Annotated in this window: 15 protein-coding genes and 1 tRNA gene; 8 read left to right on the plus strand and 8 right to left on the minus strand. The window is 49.5% G+C overall.

Annotation, left to right across the window (positions count from 1 at the left end; all coding sequences use genetic code 11):
- Window positions 1-59 precede the first annotated feature (59 nt).
- The 4 genes from FPG75_RS21975 to FPG75_RS21990 all read left to right on the plus strand — a co-directional run bounded on the left by FPG75_RS21975 (window position 60) and on the right by FPG75_RS21990 (window position 6,418).
- On the plus strand, window positions 60-626 hold the full coding sequence (locus FPG75_RS21975; protein ID WP_143309997.1) for an RNA polymerase sigma factor: 567 nt from the start codon (window positions 60-62) through the stop codon (window positions 624-626).
- A 71-nt stretch (window positions 627-697) separates the two neighbouring features.
- Window positions 698-1,696 (plus strand): FecR family protein, encoded by a 999-nt coding sequence (locus FPG75_RS21980; RefSeq protein WP_143310000.1) that lies wholly within the window; start codon window positions 698-700, stop codon window positions 1,694-1,696.
- Window positions 1,697-1,792: 96 nt separating this feature from the next.
- Entirely contained in the window at window positions 1,793-5,014 is a 3,222-nt protein-coding gene (locus tag FPG75_RS21985; RefSeq protein WP_143310002.1) for a SusC/RagA family TonB-linked outer membrane protein, read from the plus strand.
- Between the two features lie 18 nt (window positions 5,015-5,032).
- A complete protein-coding gene (locus tag FPG75_RS21990; protein ID WP_143310004.1) occupies window positions 5,033-6,418 on the plus strand; it encodes a RagB/SusD family nutrient uptake outer membrane protein in 1,386 nt (461 codons plus the stop codon).
- Between the two features lie 89 nt (window positions 6,419-6,507).
- On the opposite strand, the gene miaA is transcribed toward FPG75_RS21990, so the two are convergent.
- The 5 genes from miaA to FPG75_RS22015 form a co-directional block, all read right to left on the minus strand.
- The gene (miaA, locus tag FPG75_RS21995) at window positions 6,508-7,416 is read right to left on the minus strand and encodes a tRNA (adenosine(37)-N6)-dimethylallyltransferase MiaA (RefSeq protein ID WP_143310006.1); all 909 of its coding nucleotides are present in this window, start codon (window positions 7,414-7,416) and stop codon (window positions 6,508-6,510) included.
- A 3-nt stretch (window positions 7,417-7,419) separates the two neighbouring features.
- Complete coding sequence (locus tag FPG75_RS22000) at window positions 7,420-7,995, minus strand: IS1096 element passenger TnpR family protein (protein WP_143310007.1); 576 nt, start codon at window positions 7,993-7,995, stop codon at window positions 7,420-7,422.
- Window positions 7,996-8,100: 105 nt separating this feature from the next.
- Window positions 8,101-9,537 (minus strand): CCA tRNA nucleotidyltransferase, encoded by a 1,437-nt coding sequence (locus FPG75_RS22005; protein ID WP_236652875.1) that lies wholly within the window; start codon window positions 9,535-9,537, stop codon window positions 8,101-8,103.
- A gap of 72 nt (window positions 9,538-9,609) precedes the next feature.
- A complete protein-coding gene (locus tag FPG75_RS22010; RefSeq protein ID WP_143310009.1) occupies window positions 9,610-10,182 on the minus strand; it encodes an L-threonylcarbamoyladenylate synthase in 573 nt (190 codons plus the stop codon).
- A gap of 9 nt (window positions 10,183-10,191) precedes the next feature.
- Window positions 10,192-11,331, minus strand: coding sequence for a glycosyltransferase family 4 protein (locus FPG75_RS22015; RefSeq protein ID WP_143310011.1), 1,140 nt, complete (start codon window positions 11,329-11,331; stop codon window positions 10,192-10,194).
- An 80-nt stretch (window positions 11,332-11,411) separates the two neighbouring features.
- On the opposite strand from FPG75_RS22015, the gene FPG75_RS22020 reads away from it, so the two are divergent.
- Both FPG75_RS22020 and FPG75_RS22025 read left to right on the plus strand, forming a co-directional pair.
- Complete coding sequence (locus FPG75_RS22020; protein ID WP_143310013.1) at window positions 11,412-12,224, plus strand: 2,3,4,5-tetrahydropyridine-2,6-dicarboxylate N-succinyltransferase; 813 nt, start codon at window positions 11,412-11,414, stop codon at window positions 12,222-12,224.
- A gap of 81 nt (window positions 12,225-12,305) precedes the next feature.
- Window positions 12,306-12,389, plus strand: a tRNA-Leu gene (locus FPG75_RS22025).
- A gap of 90 nt (window positions 12,390-12,479) precedes the next feature.
- On the opposite strand, the gene FPG75_RS22030 is transcribed toward FPG75_RS22025, so the two are convergent.
- Window positions 12,480-13,502, minus strand: a complete 1,023-nt coding sequence (locus FPG75_RS22030; protein WP_143310015.1) for a retropepsin-like aspartic protease — start codon at window positions 13,500-13,502, stop codon at window positions 12,480-12,482.
- A gap of 223 nt (window positions 13,503-13,725) precedes the next feature.
- On the opposite strand from FPG75_RS22030, the gene FPG75_RS22035 reads away from it, so the two are divergent.
- Together FPG75_RS22035 and FPG75_RS22040 are read left to right on the plus strand one after the other, a co-directional pair.
- Window positions 13,726-14,748 (plus strand): PDDEXK nuclease domain-containing protein, encoded by a 1,023-nt coding sequence (locus FPG75_RS22035; protein WP_143310017.1) that lies wholly within the window; start codon window positions 13,726-13,728, stop codon window positions 14,746-14,748.
- Between the two features lie 66 nt (window positions 14,749-14,814).
- Window positions 14,815-15,180, plus strand: a complete 366-nt coding sequence (locus FPG75_RS22040; protein WP_143310019.1) for a VOC family protein — start codon at window positions 14,815-14,817, stop codon at window positions 15,178-15,180.
- 43 nt (window positions 15,181-15,223) lie between these two features.
- Here FPG75_RS22040 and FPG75_RS22045 read toward each other — a convergent pair whose 3' ends face one another.
- Window positions 15,224-17,671, minus strand: coding sequence for an ABC transporter permease (locus FPG75_RS22045; RefSeq protein ID WP_143310021.1), 2,448 nt, complete (start codon window positions 17,669-17,671; stop codon window positions 15,224-15,226).
- Between the two features lie 101 nt (window positions 17,672-17,772).
- Window positions 17,773-18,948 carry an ABC transporter permease gene (locus FPG75_RS22050; RefSeq protein WP_143310023.1) on the minus strand — a complete coding sequence of 392 codons (1,176 nt, stop codon included), beginning with the start codon at window positions 18,946-18,948 and terminating at the stop codon, window positions 17,773-17,775.
- Between the last annotated feature and the right edge of the window lie 4 nt (window positions 18,949-18,952).

Raw genomic sequence — 18,952 nt, forward strand, 5'->3', positions numbered from 1 at the left:
TTTATTAATTTTGCCTATCTTCATTAACTTTGGTTATCGCGAAACACAAGTAGATCCACATGGTTACGCTGTTCAATAGTGCTGATATTGCTGCATTTGACGCTATCTATCACCAGTACCATCATGCGGTATTCAAGAATATATACAAACTGGTGTTACAACAGGAGGCGGCAGAAGATATTCTGCAAGAGGTGTTCCTGGCCTTATGGAACAACCGCCATAAACCAGGCCTGATGGCCGATGCAGGCGGCTGGCTGTTTGTGGTGAGCTATAATAAATCCATCCAGTACCTGAAGAACAGCGCCCGCGAAAAGCGGCTGCTGGCGGAACATCCAGCGCTACCCGCCTTTACAGAAGAAAACCAGCCATCGCTTGAAGAGTTGCAATTGCATCTCATCAATGATGCCATCGAAAAATTATCTCCCCGGAAAAAAATGATCTTCCGCCTGTGCCGCCAGGAAGGTAAAACAACTGCCGAAGCAGCGGCTGTTTTAGGCATCTCTCCATATACTGCTAAAGAATATCTGCAGGCAGCCACTCATTTCATCAGGGCTTACATTGCCTCTCAACAGGCCACTGCATCGGTTTCCAGCCTCTTGTTGCTCACCATCTACCTGCAAAAGTAAGCGGCTTAATAATTTAGTAACACCGCCTGCCCCCTCTTTTACCTCGTCTTTCAGTTTTTATAGATGAAAGCATGGAACAGATCAATTTATTATTAGCGCAGATAAGGGCTGGCAATGCCGCCGCCGCCGATATTGAACGGCTGGAAGAGATGATACGCCAGGAGCAAGACGCTCCCCTGCGGCAGGAGCTGCGTGCAGCCTTCGACGAGGCCCTTGCCACCCGTGAGCAAGTGCTTACGCCGGAACAAACGGCTGCCATGCTCCAACGCTTGCATGCCAGCATCGGTGCGCCACAACAGTTGCGGCCTATATGGTCAGGACTCCTACGTATTGCTGTAGCAGCAGCCGTGCTACTCATCGCCGGTGTGACCACCCTGATGATCCTGCAACGTATGGATCGCCGGAAAGCGGCCACCATAGCGCAAGCAACGAATCGCATCAGCAACCAGGGCGATAAAATAAAAGTGATCACCCTTTCCGACAGCTCCGTGGTGCGGCTGGCCCCCGGCAGTACGCTCTCCTGGCAAACGCCGCGCAATATGACGCTGACAGGCAAAGCCGATTTCAGCGTGCAGGCCAACGAGCAACAGCCTTTCACCGTAGCTGCCGGCGCCACCACTACTATTGCGCTCGGCACCCGCTTTATTGTGGATGCACAGCAATCCGGCAAAGTGGCCATCAGCCTGGCATCCGGCAAGGTGCGCGTGCATACCGGCGAAGCCCGGGATGTGTACCTGCAACCCGGTGAACAATGCACGGTGAATACACTTACGCATACCTATGCCGTGCGAAGCGCCAACAGCACTGCTGTAAGCGCAGCTGCGGGCAGCAAGCCAGCTGTCAACATAGTCGTGCTATCCTTCAACAACGAAGCGATGGACGGCGTATTACACCAGCTGGAAGCGCATTTCGGCAAACGCATTCATTATAACGCTACTGATGTCAGTGAACTGTACTTCACCGGCACGGTGCTGAAAAATGATTCACTTAAAAATATCCTTTCGGCTATATGCGCCATGAATCAGCTCACTATGCGGGCTGCGGGCGACAGTATCGTCATTAGCAGGTAATAAATATCATTCATCGCCGGCGCTGTCACGGCCCACATATGTACCGGGTACATGTGAAGGACCGGCTATTCACCAAACTGTTTAAATATCTATCAGATGATCAAACTTTTAAAAGGGTACGCCCGCATTCTTTTACTGTTATTGTTTGCGGTGCACAGTTTAGCACAGGAAGCCGTTAAACCCGTGCTGGTAAAGGGAAGCGTTATGAGCGAAGGCGGCGAGCCGCTGATCGGTGTATCCGTTACCGTTAGACAGCATAACGGCAAGGAAAAGTATAATGCCACCACCAATGAACAAGGCGTTTTCCAGCTGTTGGGACTGAAAGCCGGCGCTGAATACGATTTCACTTTCACCTTCATCGGTTATGAGAACAATACCATCAATGGTTTCCGGGTGAAAGAAGGAGAAGGCAACCTCTTGCTGGTAAGAATGAAAGAGGCCAGTCGCGGCCTGAATGAGCTGGTGGTAGTGGGTTACGGCACCCGTACCAAGAAGGAACTGACAGGCGCCGTTGCTTCCGTGCGTTCCACTGATCTGAGGCAGCAGGCCGTTACCTCTTTCGATCAGGCGCTGGCGGGCAAGATGGCGGGCATACAGGTGATGCAGACCAATGGCGCACCTGGCGGCAATGTATCCATCCGCGTACGTGGCGTGGGCTCTATCAGTGCAGGCAACAACCCGCTGTTTGTGATCGATGGCATCCCGGTGACCAATGACACCCGCAATGCCTCTCCCGGCGTAAACAGCTACCAGCAACCGTTTAACCCCCTGGCGGCCATCAATGTAAATGATATCGCCTCTATTGATGTGCTGAAAGATGCGGCATCCGCCGCCATCTACGGTTCCAGAGGATCTACCGGCGTAGTGCTGATCCGCACCAAGCGCGGCGTCGCCGGCAGGATGACTGTGAATTATGATGTGAACTACGGCATTCAGCAAGTAAACAAACATGTGGATGTGCTTAACGCTTACGACTATGCGAAACTGGTGTATGATGGCCATAACAACGCCTATCTCGACGCCGTGCCCACCGGCAAGCCCACTGACCCCAATAGCGTGAGGCCGCGCAATCCCTCTACCTGGGTGCCTCCGCAGGTATTACCTTACCTCGAAGGCAAGCCAGGACTGACAAATACTGACTGGCAGAAAGAAATTTTCAGATCAGCGCCCATGCAAAGCCACACGCTGAGTATCTCCGGCGGGACAGAGAGTTTGTCGTACTACTTTTCCGGTAACTATCTTAACCAGGATGGTATCGTGATCAACAATAACTACAAGCGTTATTCCAGCCGTTTCCGGATCGATGGCGGCAGCAAGAAGTTTCGTTTTGGCGTAAATATGAATCCATCCTTCACCGACAACCGTGTGGTGAATGCCGAAGGGCCCTGGTTTGCGCCCAACTCCGGCGTGATCGCTTTATCGCTGGGCTATGCGCCGATCTTCCCGGTATACAATCCTGACGGCACTTTCGCCGACTCGGTGAATGTGTGGGGCTATGGCCAGACCAACCAGCTGAACCCCGTTGCTGTAGCCACTTTGATCAAAGACCGGATCAAAAATTTCCGCCTGATGGCTAACGCTTATATGGAGTATGAATTTCTTCCCGGGTTGAAATACAAGATTGCAGCCGGTACAGATATTAATACTTTCAGGAGAGATTATTACCGTCCTTCCACCCTGCCCTTGCCCGCCGGCACACTGCCTTCCGTGGCTACCGGCTTCTCCAATACCGATCAATATACCAACTGGCTGATAGAACATACAGTGAGCTATGCGAAAGTATTCGGCAAGCATAAAGTAGATGCCCTGGCAGGTTTTACCGTGCAGAAAGAAAACCAGGAGCACAATACTTTAACGGCCACAAATTTCCCGACCGATATTGTAACCACGCTCAATGCAGGGCAGATCAGCGCCGGGGCTTCATCGCAAGAACAATGGAGCCTCAACTCATACCTGGCGCGTGTGCAGTATAGTTATGCCGACAAATATTTCCTGACGGGCTCCGTAAGACGCGATGGGTCTTCCCGTTTTGGCATCAACAAAAAATGGGCATCTTTCCCCGCCATCTCTGGTGCCTGGCAGGTATCCAACGAGCCTTTCTTCAATAAAAAAATGTTTCTCAGTTCCCTGAAACTCAGGACCAGCTATGGTTTGACAGGCAACTTCCAGATACCGAACTACGGATCGCTGGCGCAGTTGAGCAATACCAACAGCAATTACATTCTTGGTAACCAGGTATTGGTAAATGGCGTATCCATCACATCTCCCGCCAATCCCGGCCTTACCTGGGAAAATACATCCAGCTTTGACGCTGGCCTTGAAGCAGGTTTCTTTGATGATGTGCTGCAACTCACGCTTGACTTTTATAATTCCAACACTACCAAATTGCTGCTGAACCTCCCGGTGCCAGGCGCTTCCGGCTTCAGCACCTATTTGCAGAACGTTGGCGCCTTGAATAACCGCGGCGTGGAAATGGCCTTGTCGTGGAACAAGAAGATCAGCAGGGATTGGGCGATAGAAGGCAATGCCAACATTGCTTTCAACAAGAACAAAGTAACAAAGCTCGGTCCTTCCGGTGCGCCGATCATCGCTACCGGCGGTACCGGTAATGCCTACTTCATCACCAGGATCGGGGAGCCCATCGGTTCTTATTATCTCTACATCAACGATGGTATTTATAAAGATAAAGCGGACCTGGATGCTTCCGCCAAAACCAGCAATCCTACTTATGTGGGCGATCTCAAGTTCAGGGATATTAATGGAGATGGAAAGATAGATGCCAGCGACCGGGCCATCATCGGCAGTTTCCAGCCGAAGTATATTTTTGGTTTCAGCAATACCGTGAGATACAAACAGCTTGATCTGAGCTTCTCGATACAAGGTAGTCAGGGTAACAAGATATTGAACCTCTTCCGCCGTTATATCGCTAATGTGGAAGGCAATTTCAACAACCTTGCTTTTGTGAAAGATCATTTTGTGTCTCCCGACAATATCGGTGCGGGCTATATCAACCGGGCCAACAGGCTGGCTACGGGCGGCAATGGTATTACTTCTTCCTGGCATGTGGAAGATGGCTCCTTTGTGCGCGTGCGCAACATCGCCATCGGTTATAATTTTCCGTCCGCATTGATGACGCGGCTGCATATGAGCGCTGCGCGCGTGTATGGCGCGGTGCAGAATCCTTTCACCTTCACGAAGTATTCGCTGTTCAACCCGGAAATCAGCAACCGGACTGATAATGCGCTGACTGCCGGTGAAGACTATGGCTCTTATCCTCTGGCGCGCACTTATTCTCTCGGACTTAATCTTACTTTCTAATCCAGCAATCCAAGTAATATGAAAAAATATGTGTTATATCTTCCGGTGCTGCTGCTCATTTTTGCGTCCTGCAACAAGGAGTTCCTTGATCTGACGCCACCCTCGTCGATTTCGCCGGGTTCTTTTTTCAAAACACCCAATGATGCCATTACCGCCGTGAATGGCTGTTACGAATCATTGGCGCTGGGCAGCCAGTATGGCGCTACTTTCGAGATACTGATGGAAGCCCGTGCCGATAATTTCACTGATCAGGATCCTTCGTCCAATGCAGGACAGAACTACCAGATCAACCGTTACTCCGACAATCCCGGCAACAGTAATTTTTATACCAGCTGGACCGGCATCTACAATGGCATCTTCCGTTGTAATACGGTGATCACCGCGATTGATGGGATCAAGATGGATGATGCTTTGAAAAACCGCATCAAAGGAGAAGCACGGTTTATCCGCGCGCTGGACTATTTCAACCTGGTGCGTTTGTGGGGCGCAGTGCCTTTGCTCACCAATGTAGTGGACCCGGTGAGCGCCGTCAATCTGAAACGCGATGATGTAGCCGCCGTGTATAAACAGATAGAAGACGATCTCATTTTTGCAGCCGCCAACCTGCCTGCCGCCTATCCCGCTTCAGACCTGGGTCGCGTTACATCCGGCGCTGCCAAGGGTTTGCTGGGGAAGGTATATCTCTATGAAAAAAAATATGCCGCAGCGCAAAGCGTATTGCAGGATGTGATCGACTCCAAAGTATTTTCCCTGCTGCCCAATGTGGCGGATGTTTTCAGCACCACCAACAAATATCACGCGGAAATATTATTTGCCGTGCGTTATGCCAAAGGCATTGCGAATCAGGATCATGGCTTCTGGTATGCCAATTCGCAGGTGATCACCATTGATACTACGCTGACCAAAGCCTATAGCGACAATGACCAGCGTAAAACGTTGGTGGACCCTGTGAAGCCGGCGGGCAATGCCAACATCATGCCGCGCAAGTTCCTGGACCAGCCGGTGAATAACAATGCCGGCAACGATTTCCCGGTATTACGTTTTGCAGAAGTGTTGCTGTTGCAGGCGGAAACGCTGAATGAGCAAGGCTATAGCGCCGGCGGCAATGCCTTCCTGTACCTGAACAATGTAAGAACGAGAGCGGGGCTGCCGGCACTGACAGCGGCCGATTTGCCCGACCAGTCCAGCTTCCGGGCGGAAGTATACAAACAGCGCCGTCTGGAATTGCCCTTTGAGTGCGATCGCTGGTTTGACCTGGTGCGTACCAATCGCGCTGTATCGGAGATATTGGCAAATAAAAAAGTGACGCTGCCTGCATTCAGGCTGTTATATCCGATTCCGCAACAGGAGATCGATATCATGAACAATCCTGCTACCTTCCCGCAGAATCCGGGATACCAGTGATATTTTTTTTCACGCAAAGGTGCATAAGCAGCAAAGAACGCAGAGATATGCTTTGCGTTCTTTGCTGCTTATGCACCTTTGCGTGAAACTCAATCTACACTTACTGCATCCTGTAAGTACAGTTCCATTTCGTTTGCTTCGCGGGAATCGAACCAGGCGAATGAAGCGTCTTTACGGAACCAGGTGAGCTGGCGTTTTGCGTATTGGCGGGTATGCGTTTTAATATCTTCTATGGCTTGTTGCAGGGAGAGTTTGCCATCGAGGTAATCGAATATTTCCTGGTAGCCTACGGTGCGTAATGCGTTGTGTTGGCGATGGGGCAATACGGCTTTCACTTCTTCCACGAGGCCGGCTTCCATCATGAGATCTACACGGTGGTGGATGTTTTGATGCAGCAGCTCTTTGGGCAGTGTGATGGCGGTTTTGATGATGCGGAAATCGCGCTGGCGTTGTGTGGATGTGCGGAAGGCCGTGATGGACCTGCCGGTGGCTTCCAGCACTTCCAGTGCGCGGAGCAGGCGTGCGGGGTTCTGCGTTTCTGCGATGGCGTAGAAGGCCGGATCGAGGAGCTGCACTTGTTGTTGCAGCCAGGAGAGGCCGTAGGCGGCGTATTTGATATTGAGCGCTTCGCGGATGCCGGGCGGGATGGCGGGCATATCGTCGATGCCTTCTGCGAAGGCTTTGATGTAAAGGCCGGTGCCGCCGCACATCACGGCGATATCGTTGTGTTGGAAGATCTCCTCCGCATACTGCAGGGCGAGTTTTTCGTATAGCCCTGCGTTCACTTCTTCGCGGATGGAATGGGAGTTGATAAAATAGTGAGGCACTGCCGCCAGCTCTTCCTGAGATGGCTTTGCAGTGCCTATGCTGATTTCTTTATAACATTGCCGGGAGTCGGCAGATATAACGGAGGTATTGAACAGTTTCGCTATTCGTATAGCCATAGCCGTTTTACCGGAGGCTGTAGGCCCTGCTATGATGATCACTGTTTTCTGCATGGTCTAAAATCCGCTCTCTTCCTCTGCACCAAATTCTTCTGCACCGTCGTTGCCCATGGTATCTTCTTCTCCTTCTTCGCCGAAACCGTCTTCGTCCATTCCTTCTTTGTTCAGGTCGTATTTTTCTTCCATTTCCACGAGTTTGTCGCCCACAAGGCCCTTGGTGCCGTACTGGCTGGGGGCCAGGCCTTCCTTGCGTACGCAGGCGGGGTAGGTTACTTTACTGTTCTCATCTTTGGATACGCCGATCAGCTCTACCAGGAAAGACCAGTTTTTGGCAAAGTCGTAGAGATAGATGAATTTCTGGTTAGGGTCTTTTACGGCCGCCGCAATGGTTGTTTCTGCCATGAGCAGGGGCTCTGCCTTGCGGGGTTGTTTGTCCATTTCCAGGATGATCTCACGGCCGCGCTGCCAGTTGTCATTACTGCGGAAAAAGGTGGCTTTATGTTTGGAATCGAATTCGAATGCTTGCAGAATAGCTTGATGAAACTGTAAAAACGTCTGATTCGGCTTAATGGCAATGTCTCTGTAAACACTTTCGTCTTCTTCCCAGTAAACTCTGAATTTCAAAACCGGCATGACAATTAGGTTATAAGTTGAATAAATATATAAAGATTTAGCCCTCAGTGCAGGGTAATTTTTCAACAGCACATTAACCTACTCAACACTGTAAAATTACCAATTTTATTTAACTGGGGTGAGATTGAATGCTTTTGCTTTTTCGAGCATAAAAGCATAGGCTGCCTCATAGGTATTTGGAATTTCTCCGTCGAGGATGGCTTCCCGGATAGCGTTTTTGAGGTCGCCCACGATCCGGCCGGGAGAGAGTGCGAATGTTTCCATGATCATTTCCCCGGTAACAGGCGGTTGCCAGTTGCGGATACGATCGCTCTCTTCCACTTCTTTGAGGCGTTTGCGGACCAGTTCGAAATTTTCGAGGTAACGTTTAACCTTGGCTTTATTTTTTGAGGTAATGTCGGCTTCGCAGAGCATCATGAGGCTGTCGATATCATCGCCCGCGTCGAATAGCAGTCTGCGTATAGCCGAGTCAGTTATATTTTCTTTCGTGAGGCTGATGGGGCGCAGGTGGAGTTCTACCAGTTTTTTCACTAGTTTCATTTTATCGCCCAGGGGCAGCTTCAGTTTGGTGAAGATGCGGGGCACCATTTTGCCGCCCACGGCATCGTGGCCGTGGAAGGTCCAGCCATGGCCTGCTTCAAACTTTTTGGTGGCGGGTTTACCGATATCATGCAGCAGTGCGGACCATCGGAGCCAGAGGTCGCGGGTATGTTGCGAGATATTGTCTACCACCTGCAGGGTATGATAGAAATTATCTTTATGCCCTTTCCCTTCGTACATCTCCACGCCCACCATGTCTATCATTTGGGGGAAGATGATCTTCAGGAGGCCTGCCTTATAGAGGAGGTCCAGTCCTACCGAGGGTTTGGGCGAGAGCATGATCTTGTTAAATTCATCCGTGATCCTTTCCTGCGAGATGATGCGGATACGTTCTGCATTTTCGCGGATGGCGTTGAAAGCGTTTTCCTCGATATTAAAATTCAGCTGCGAGGCGAAGCGGATGGCGCGCATCATGCGGAGGGGATCGTCGCTGAAGGTTTGTGCCGGCGCGAGCGGCGTGCGGATGATCTTGTGTTCGAGATCGTCCAGTCCGTGAAAGGGGTCGATGAGGGAGCCGTAGTCTTCATCGCGGAGGCTGATGGCCAGTGCATTGATGGTAAAATCGCGGCGGTTCTGATCATCTTCGAGGGTACCGGCCACTACTTCCGGGTTGCGGGATTCGTGGCGGTAGCTTTCTTTCCTGGCGCCGACAAATTCAATTTCGAAATCGTTCCATTTGATCTGTGCGGTGCCGTATGTTTTGAAGAAATTAACGTTGACATTGTCGCCTAGCGTGGCGGCCACTTTATGAGCGAGTGCGATGCCGTCGCCGACGCAAACAACATCCATATCTTTTGTTCTTCTGCCCAGCAGTTTATCGCGCACGAAGCCGCCTATCAGATAGGCGGGAACGCCCAGTTCGAGGGCGGCCAGCGCTATCTTCTCCAACATTTTCCTTTCCTGCAGGGAGCAGGGAATATCCATCGGCTTGTTGCTGATCATAAATTGCTTATGCTGTTATTTTTTTCCTTTCTTTCGCTAAAACCAGGGCGCAAATGTAAGAAATAAACGCCTTTAATCCCGTATAATCGCTATTGATCCGTCTTTTCCGATCCTGATGATGCGGGAAGCCGTGTGGGTGGCGGTTTCCTGCTGGCGGTATTTCACGATATAGTCGGCGCCGCGGATGATCTCCGGGGAGATATCGGCAAACGTAGCAGGGGCGGGCGCTCCGCTGATATTGGCGGATGTGGACACCAATGGTTTCCGCAGGCGTTTGATGAGATGCCGGCAGAAGGGGTCCTGCACGATACGGATGGCGATGCTGCCATCAGCGTTGATCACGTTGGAAGCCAGTCCCAGTGCGCCTTCATAGATCACCGTGGTGGGTCGGGTAAATCCGTTGATGATCTCCGCAATGTCGGGCCTGGGGTTGGCTACATGGTGCAGCAGGTCGCGCACATCGGCCAGCAGTATTACCAGGCTTTTGCTTTCTTCTCTCTGCTTGAGCGCGAATACTTTCTTCACAGCGGCTTCATTGGTGGCATCGCAGCCGATGCCCCAGATAGTATCTGTCGGATATACGATCAGGCCGCCATTGCGCAGTACAGGAAGGGCGGCGGTGATATCATCTTCAAAAATCTCCATCCCGCAAATTTATAACAAAGTCGTTTTCCTGTATACTTCCATCATGGCGGCGGCACATTTTTCCGGCGTAAACAGCTGTGCATGCAGGAATCCTTTCTGCCGCATATCGGCCACCAGCACGGGATCGTGCAGCACCCGCTGCATTGCTGCCGCAATCGAGGCGGGCTTCAGCGGATCCACATAGAGTGCGGCATTGCCGCCGGTTTCGCCAAAGCAGGACCCCTCCGAGGTGATCACCGGCGTGCCGCTGCACAGCGCCTCCAGTATGGGAATGCCGAAGCCTTCGAACAGGGAGGGATACAGCAATGCGGCGGCGCCCTGGTACAGCAGTGGCAATTCGCTGTTTTCCAGGCGAGCGTGATCGTTGAGCCAGATCACCTGGTCTGTCATGCCATTATGCTCCAGGAATGCTTCCACTTTCTTTCTATAGCTGGCGCCGCTGCCCAGCACAACGAGCGGGAGGCGGTCCGCTCCTTTTAGTGTATGCATGGCCGTTACGATGCCGAGGAGGTTCTTGCGCTCAATCACGGAGCCTACATAGAGGAAATAGCGGGCGGGCAGCCGGTATTTGCTGCGCAGCGCAGCGATGCTGGCATCGTTGTGAACGGCGGTGAAGGCGGGATCGCAGCTCTGGTATACTACATCGATCTTGTGTGCGGGCGTCTGATAATAAGAGATGAGATCCTGGCGGGTCTGTTCGCTGATGGCCACTACCCTGTCGGCGTTCTCGCAGGCGTAGCGGGCTTTCCGGCGGTAGGTCACTACATCGATCGGGTTATATTGACTGGGATATCTTTCGAAAATCAGGTCGTGCATGGTCACCACCGATTTGATACCGCTGTTCTGGATACCAAAGGGTATCTCGTGGCTGAGGCCATGATACAGCTGGATACCGTGCCGTTGCAGGTCGGGGATGACATAGCGGCTGCGCCAGGCCGACTTAAACCAGCGATGGTAAGCCTTTTCCGGCACCACGGTATGCATGTTGGGACGGTTGTTCCATTGGTACATGGTGGTGAGCTTCGGGGCGAACAGATAATATTCGTTCTCCGGGAAATCCGCTGCCAGAGAGCTGATGAGCGTACGGCTGTAGTTCCCCAGGCCGGTGTTGTTCTGAAACGCACGTTTGGCGTCGAATCCGATTTTCATGGCTGCAAGTTACAGAAAGCAATTACGGATATATTCCAAAATCCGTAAATGGTTTATTATGTTTGCAAAAAAATAAAAAAATGGATTTACAACAACAAATACTGGCTGCCTGGGCTGATCGCAGCCTGTTGCAGGAAACGCAGTACACAGATGCAGTTAAAACGGTAATAGAAGCGGTAGATAAAGGCCATCTGAGAGTTGCAGAGCCGACAGACAATGGCTGGAAGGTGAACGAGTGGGTGAAACAGGCGATCCTGCTGTATTTTTCTATTCAGCCGATGGAAACGATGGAGCTGGCTCCTTTCGAGTTCTATGATAAAATGAAACTGAAGTCTAACTATAAAGACCTGGGCGTTCGTGTGGTGCCGCATGCAGTGGCGCGCTATGGCGCTTTCATTGCAAAAGGTTGCATCCTGATGCCTTCTTATGTAAACATCGGCGCTTATGTAGACGAGGGCACCATGGTAGACACCTGGGCTACCGTTGGTTCCTGCGCGCAGATCGGCAAGCATGTGCACCTGAGCGGTGGCGTGGGTATTGGCGGCGTGCTTGAGCCTTTGCAGGCCAGCCCGGTGATCATCGAAGATGGTTGCTTTATCGGTTCCCGCTGCATCGTGGTAGAAGGAGTTGTGGTAGAGAAAGAAGCGGTGCTGGGCGCCAACGTGGTGCTGACACAATCCACCAAGATCATCGACGTAAGCGGCAGCGAGCCTAAAGAATACAAAGGCCGCGTGCCCGCGCGCAGCGTGGTGATCCCGGGTACTTATACCAAGAAATTCCCTGCGGGCGAATACCAGGTGTCTTGCGCGCTGATCATTGGCCAGCGTAAGGCTTCCACTGATCTGAAAACAAGTTTGAACGATACGCTGCGCGAATTTAACGTGGCTGTTTAATCGCATGCTGCAAGGGTAAGCGAATATTTATTTGGTAAATTAAAAAAAGCGCTTACCTTTGCAATCCCTTTACGGGAAGATGCCCAGATGGCGAAATTGGTAGACGCACTGTGTTCAGGTCGCAGCGTTCGCAAGGATGTGCTGGTTCGAATCCAGTTCTGGGCACTTGGAGAAAGCCGGAGATAATATCTCCGGCTTTCTCGTTTTAATATAGTTTCCAGGCAGCGTGCGTCTGTGGGGGACAGGCTTGGGTTTTTATTTCTCCAGGATTAAGAGTTCTCTTCTGTTATCGATAGTCCACCGGCTGAATTTATTGAGAAAGCTTTTCCCCAACAGGTATTCCTGCACATCTGGCGAGGTAGCTAACATGATATTATCAATAGTAAATTTGCCAATCTGAACATTGTTGATCTTATAAACCTTGCAATTCACCTGTTTACCATTCGCCATATTGTAAGTAGCATTTCCCAGGAAATCTTTTTCAGTGAAAAGATGCTGTCCCATCATTTGTGTGGCAAGCGAGTCGGAGATCAGCAGATCTGTTGCGCCACTGTCCAGCAACCAGACATGCACAAAAGAACCGATTTTCACTTTCAGCTTTGTCATCGCATTAACAGTAATAATGTTCACAGTATCAATACCCGATACACTATGTACATCTGCTGCCAGAGAAGGTTTCCAGCCTGTGGTTTCCGACACTTTCTTCACTGGCACACCGCCACAACGATAAGCAATTTCATTGTATAGAAAAGAGTTTGGATCAGATAATTCTTCCATTCTTTTAGCTGGCACCTTCCTCTCTTTCATTACATTCACAGCACAATCGCAGTATGCGTCCAGCTTCTTTTCATCCAATGAATCCTTAACACTCTTCTTCAGGTTTTCCTTCATACCTTCCTTTACAGATCTCACCTGCGCATCAGAAAAGAAAACATTTCTATTCCACGCTGCCTGAAAACAATTTTGAAGATCTGCTTTTAATACTGAATCCTGGTCAATCAGGAAGTTCAACCAGTCGTCGCCGGCGACATTCAATGCTTGCCGATATTGCTTATTGGTAAAATAGCCATCCAGCTTCTGTGCATTGCAGGCGCAAAGCTCCAGCGCCTCCTGGCTATCCGCCCCCTTTTTGATCTTCTCCCTGCATTTTGCAATGAATAACCTTTTGCCGACGAGCGGCATTCCTTCCTTTGTATTGATGAAGTTATCTTTTAGAAACGACTGGCTGTTGGCAGTAAAGGATAGGGACAAAAATATCAGTATTAATAAATTACGCATAGCCACGCAAAAGTAATAAATAATAGTAAACGCCTGCTAGTTGAGGACTTGCGATATTCGCCGTTATCTTGTAAGGATATTAAAAGATGAATTGCGTGTGCAAATTTATTTTATCTACATTCATATCCTGCCGTTAACGTCTAATTAACGCTTGCCATACTCTCATTATCTAATTTCCGAGCTGTTCATTTAATGTATCTAGACAGCACAAAGAATGAGATTAATGGCAAAAAGAAAAACCGCAATATCAAGCGAACACTCCTTATTCAATGAACTTTCGCAGCTTATCGAGCAAAGCCGGCGGCAGGTATTTTCACAGACTAACAGCACTCTTACTATACTTTTCTGGCAAATAGGCCGGCGCATCAACGATGAAGTCCTTAAAAATAAGCGAGCGGAGTACGCAAAACAGATTGTGTCGACACTGTCGACACAATTAAAGCAGCAATATGGGAAAAACTTTGAGGTTAGAAATTTAAGGAGAATGATGCAATTTGCTGAGCAGTTTACTGATCCTGATATTATCCTATCGCTATCGCGTCACCTGAGTTGGTCGCATTTCGTTGAATTGTTACCACTGAAACAGCAGGATGCAAAGTTGTTTTATGCGCGGATAGCTGTTAGTCAGGCTTTGGGGATCAGGGATTTGCGAAAACAAATATCAACCAAAACATTTGAACGGACAGGTATTGCAAATATTCAAAACACCAGTAAGCATCCAGCCATCAACGATAATTTCAAAGATCCTTATTTTCTGGACTTTTTAGGATTACAAAATACTTATCTGGAAAGAGATCTTGAAGAAGCTGTATTGCGGGAACTGGAGGCATTCATATTGGAACTGGGTAAGGGATTTGCTTTTATAGAGCGTCAGAAAAGGATGATCATTGACGGAGAAGATTTTTATTTGGATCTTTTATTCTACCATCGCAACCTAAAACGCCTGGTGGCAGTAGAGCTAAAACTGGGAAAATTTGAAGCCCAACACAAAGGGCAAATGGAATTGTATTTAAAATGGCTGGATAAATACGAAAGGAAAAAAGAAGAACACGCTCCAATAGGTTTAATTCTATGCGCAGAAAGCAGGCGAGAACAAGTTGAGCTACTGGAAATGCACAAGGATGGGATTATGGTGGCAGAGTACTGGACAGAACTTCCGCCTAAAAAAGAATTGGAGAAAAAGATACATAATATCTTCCTTGAGGCTAAGGAAAGGATGCGACGGAAGGAGCTGCTTGGGAAATAAGTTTGTCGTTTTTATCCAAACGTAGAACAAGCACCATACAATATCTTTGTAAAAAAGAAACTATCTATGGCAAACACTCCGGCTAACAACAAGTACAAACACGAACAGGTACAATACATCGAGTTCCTTAGCGAAAATATCGAGCGCGCCAGGAAATTCTATTTCAGCAGCTTTGGCTGGAAATTCAGCGACTACGGTCCCGACTATACGGCATTTGGCGGTGAGTATGTTGATGGCGGTTTCATGAAAGGCAAGCCGGTAAAAGGCTCTGTACTGGTGGTACTCTACTCCAACGATCTGGATAAAACCAAAGAAAAGGTGATCGCTGCCGGCGGTACCATCGCAAAAGATATCTTCACTTTCCCCGGTGGCAGACGTTTCCATTTTACAGATCCCGATGGTTACGAACTGGCCGTTTGGACGGTGGAATAACAAAAAGGGTGAGCATGGCTCACCCTTTTTTGTTATATCTGCATTACTCCATCCGCAAACTCTTCACCGGATTGGTCAACGCGGCTTTCACCGCCTGGAAGCTGATCGTGGCCAGAGCAATGAAAATAGACAAGACGGCGGCCACCACAAATATCCATATGCTGATATTGATACGGTAAGCAAAATCACTCAGCCAGTTGTTCATAACCAGCCCGGCTACCGGCGCAGCGATCAGGAAGGCGATGAGCACCAGTTTCACGAAATCTTTTGACAGCAATACAATGATATTGGAGATAGATGCGCCCATCACTTTCCGCACGCCGATCTCTTTGGTGCGTTGGGTAGTAGTGAACAAGGACAATCCCAGTAATCCCAGGCAGGCAATGGAAATGGCCAGGGCAGAGAAGATGCCGAATATCTTGCCGAACAACTGATCATTGGCATATTGCTGGTTAAACCGCGCATCCACGAAAAAATAATCAAAGAGATTACCGGGAAAATAAGCATCATATTGTGCCTGGATCGCTTTCATGGTAGCAGTGATATCCTTGGTGTCTACCTTTATGGAGATGGCGCTGTTGGTGCTGTACAGCGGCATCAGGATCAGTGGTTCCAGCGGGTAACGTAAGGATTTCTGATGAAAATCAGCGATCACGCCAATCACATCCCACTGTTGCCCTTCCACGTGAATAGTCTTGCCCACTGCATCTTCGGGCTTTGCAAAGCCCAGCAGCTTTGACACATTCTGATTCAACAGGATATTATGTACTTTCCTTCTGTCTGCATGATAATCTGTTACATCGAAATTCCTTCCGGCGAGCAGCTTGATACCATATACCTGTAAGAACTCCGGGCTGATCGCTACTTTACGGGTAGTGAAGCGCGGCGCATGTTCGTCGCTGCTCAGGCTCAGGTCAAAATCGCGGCCCATTTCATCGGCGGCCACGCTCCATGAATTGGCCACGTTTTTCACGTGGGGTATCTTCCTTAGTTCATCTTTGAAAGCGTCTGAACGGGTGATGAAAGTGGAATCAAACTGTGAGAGGCTCGGGCCTCTGATCACCAGCACCTGTGAGAGGTTGATGCCCAGGTCTTGTTTGCTGATATAACGCATCTGGCTATACACCACAAATGAGCCGATGATCAGCGCAATGGTAATGGCAAACTGACTTACCACCAGGATCTTGCGCAGATGGATACCATTTGAGGAAGCGATGTATTTTCCTTTTAATACCATTATCGGTTTGAAGGAAGACAATACAAACGCTGGATAAAATCCGGATACAAAAATACCTGCCACTAATACGCCCAACAGGAGCGCCACTACATTCCATCCACGCAATCCGTTATGGAAGAGATAAGATAAAGAGAGATGATGTTGAATGAGACGATTAAAGGCAGGCTGCAACAAGGTCACCAGCATGATAGCCAATCCGAATGCGATCATGTTCACCATAAAAGATTCTGTCAGGAACTGCCTGATCAGTTGCGACCTGGTAGCGCCGCTTACTTTCCGCACGCCCACTTCTCTGGCCCTGTCGGCAGATTTGGCGGTAGAGAGATTGATATAATTTACCCAGGCGATGGAGATGATGAGCGCAGCGATGATCAGCATCGACCACACAACAGTGGCGCTGCCGGTATTGGCCAGCTCATATTCATAATCGGAATACAGGTGCACGCTGGTTAAGGGTTGCAGATGGAATTTTTCCACGCTGCCGGATATCTTGTTCCCCTGAAAATGCCGGTCGCTAAAGGCGGGCAGCTTGGCTTCCAGGGTTTTATAATCTGTTCCGGGCCTCAGCTGAATATAGTGCCAGAAATCGGAATCAGTGAAATCATAATCAGCCGCTTTCCATGAATCCGGGCCACTGTAAAGCGAATTGTACGACAGCAGGAATTTGAAATTCAGATGGGAGTTTTCCGGCGGATCGGCGCAAATGGCGGTAACCTTGCAGGGGCGGCCTTCAAAGCGGATCACTTTCCCGATGATATCCGCATCATTGCTATGCTTGTCAAACAGCGTATTGGCGAGCGTCCGGGAGAGCACCAGCGAAAAAGGCGCCGCGAGTGAAGCAGATTTATCACCAGCTATCAACGGATAGGAGAACATATTGAAGAAGGCATTATCAACAAAATAACCTTGCTGGTCGCCGATCTTTTTATCATCATTCATCATGATGCCGAATGCGGGCCGCATGCGGGTATGGTTGATCACTTCCGGGAAATCGTCCTGCATGGCTTTTCCCACGGCGGAGTAGGTAATGGTACCATGTTGTATCAGTTTCCCGTTCTGATAGCGATCGTTAGTGACACGATAAATATCTGCAGCATTTTTATTGAACCTGTCAAAGCTCAGCTGGAAACTTACATATTGCAGGATCAGCAGGCAGGCCGCGATGCCAATAGATAACCCTGTAATATTGATGATGGAAAAAACCTTGTTCTTGTTGAGGTTTCTCCACGCTGTTTTGAAATAGCTTCTGAACATAGGGCGCATTTTTCAAAGGCTTCATTTACAAGAACATGCCAGAACCTGATCCGTTGATTTTCAAGGGGCGGCGCCGTGATGAATGTGCGCAATCGGTACAGCTATTGTCCGTTTACGGACACCGTCCTGAATATTTTCCACAGCTTTATCTTCAATGCCAGCCAACCGAGGAAAGCGTATACCAGCAACAGGACAGCGAGGTGCTGGATATATGGATAGATGAGTTCCACGGCGCCTTTCTGGATCAGCAATATTTTAAACGCCTGTAAGAATGGCGTGAGCGGGATGATGTTGGCGATAAACTGTACGAAGGCCGGCATGGCGCTGAGCGGCCAGGTGAAGCCACTGATGATGAATGCGGGCGAAGCGATCACCATCAATATCTGTGTGGCTTTCAAGGCATCGGGAATCAGGATGCTCACAAACACGCCCATGAAAGATACCGAGCCAACAAAGAAAGCGGTGAGCCAGACGAAATGCAGGATGTTCTGCGGCATGGGCACATTGAACAGCATGTGCATCACGTAAAACACGGAAACGATAAGGATAGAGAATGCCCAGATGGGAATCACTTTGATAAGCATGATAGGAAAGGCCCGGCGGCGCATGCTGCGGTATTCTTCCACAAATGACCCGCGCTGGAACTCTGCCGCAAAGCTTACGGCCATGGCCAGCAATATCACCTGTTGTAGTACCACGGCCAGCATGGCGGGCCACATAAAGATGAGATAATTGCTGGTGGTGTTGAACAGCGTAATATAGTTGGCTTTAAACGGCTCATACTGTGTAACAGCCCTGGCGGCGGGCATCCCCATCTTTTGCAGGCCCTTGATAGATACGCCGGCAGAGAAAGTGCCAATGGTCAATTGTAAGGCTTTGGAGGCGAAGTTGGCGGTGAGCACATTGCCGGTGTTGACATACACATTTACTTCCGGGTATTTCTTTTGCAGGATGCTGGCCTCAAAACGAGCAGGGATCACTACCGCAGCTGCGGCCTCTTTCCGGATCACTTCATCGTTCACGCTCGATGGCTCCTGCAAGTATTTGAGCACTTTGATGCTCTTGTTATCTGCCAGCATCTCCACCAGTTGATTGGATAGCGGTGTGTTATCTTTATCGATCACTACAACGGGAATATCTTCTACCTTACCGCTTTTATATACAAAGCCCAGCAGCGTGGCATAGAATACCGGCGCCAAAAAAAATACGGTGCGCAATGTAGCATTGCCAACGAACAGTTTGAACTCACGTTTCAACAATCGGAAAAATTCTCTCATGCCT

Origin of the sequence: Chitinophaga vietnamensis (genome assembly GCF_902167635.1) — a bacterium.
Taxonomy (GTDB): Bacteria; Bacteroidota; Bacteroidia; order Chitinophagales; family Chitinophagaceae; genus Chitinophaga; species Chitinophaga vietnamensis.